Here is a 1,262-nt window from a genome sequence, read left to right as displayed (position 1 = left end):
CCCAACCGCTGCGGCGTGGGGTCGGTATTCAGATCAACCCGACATGTCCTCCGCGGAAGGTGGTCTGCGGACCGACCGCCCCAGCAGGAGCCCGGGCCGCAGACCGCCTTCCGCGGCACGCAGGCAGCATCACGCAGCAAGCAGCAAGCAGCAAGCAGCAAGCAGCAAGCAGCAAGCAGCACGCGGTCACTCGAACGCCAGCCTCCACTGGCTGTCCACCGCAAAACTGTGCGCAAGAAAGTCGACGAACTCGCGCACCTTCGCCGAGGGCTGGCGCGGCTGTGGAAACACCGCGTAGAGGGTGCGCGATTCGGGCGCCCACTCGGGCAGCACCGCGCGCAGGCTGCCGGCCGCGATGTCGTCCGCAACCAGGAAGGTCGGCAGGAGGCCGATGCCCGCGCCTTCCAGCAGCGACTCGCGCAGCACCAGGCTGTTGTTGCAGCGGCAATTGCCCGTCACCCGCACGGTGCGGTCTCCGCCGGGCGCGGTGACGTGCCATTCGTCGGGCAGCTGGCCGCGGTTGTAGACCATGCAGTTGTGGCGCTTGAGCTCTTGCGGCGTGGCCGGCTCGCCATGGCGCGCCAGGTAGGCGGGTGAGGCCACCATCGCCCGCGCCATGCGGCCGATGGGCCGCGCGCCACGCATGGGCTCGCGCTCCTTGCCGGCAATCAGGATCGAGACATCGAAGCCAGCCTCGGCCGGATCGACGAAATAGTCGTTCAGCGTCAGCTCCAGCTTGACCTCGGGGAAGCGCGCAAGGAAGTCCGCGATGCTGCGGCCCAGGTGCGCCGAGCCCAGCGAGACCGGCGCGCGCACCTTCAGCAGCCCGCGCGGCGTCGGATGCAGGCGGCCAGCGGTCTTCTCGGCCTCCTCGATGTCGTCGAGGATGCGGATGCAACTCGCGTAGTAGGTGCGGCCGGCCTCGGTGAGGCTGATGCGCCGCGTGGTGCGCGCGAGCAGCGGCGTGCCTACGTGCGTCTCCAGCGCCGCCACGTACTTGCTCACCGAGCCCGCCGACATCGCGAGCTCCTCCGCCGCATCGCTGAAGCTGTGGCGCTCCACCACCTTGCGGAACACGGCCATGCAGGTCAGTCGATCCACATTCTTTCCAATCTCGAAAGTGATTCTTCTCGTTCGAGATGTTTATGCCCCATAGGGAAACTGTCAACATTCCTTCACAGAGCAACAACAGGGCGGCTGAGACCCATCACCCCACGATCTGGAGGAGAACTGATGACCATGCGCGCGCGCACCCTGCGCCT

At 67.3% G+C, this 1,262-nt stretch carries 1 protein-coding gene; it reads right to left on the bottom strand.

Annotated elements, in window-relative coordinates:
* Positions 1 to 186: 186 nt before the first annotated feature.
* Positions 187 to 1,101, bottom strand: a complete 915-nt coding sequence (locus tag APY03_RS26140) for a LysR family transcriptional regulator (RefSeq protein ID WP_068681474.1) — start codon at positions 1,099 to 1,101, stop codon at positions 187 to 189.
* Between the last annotated feature and the right edge of the window lie 161 nt (positions 1,102 to 1,262).

It is taken from the genome of Variovorax sp. WDL1 (assembly GCF_001541225.1).
Classification (GTDB): domain Bacteria; phylum Pseudomonadota; class Gammaproteobacteria; order Burkholderiales; family Burkholderiaceae_C; genus Variovorax.
This window is presented reverse-complemented; position numbering and strand designations above follow the sequence as displayed.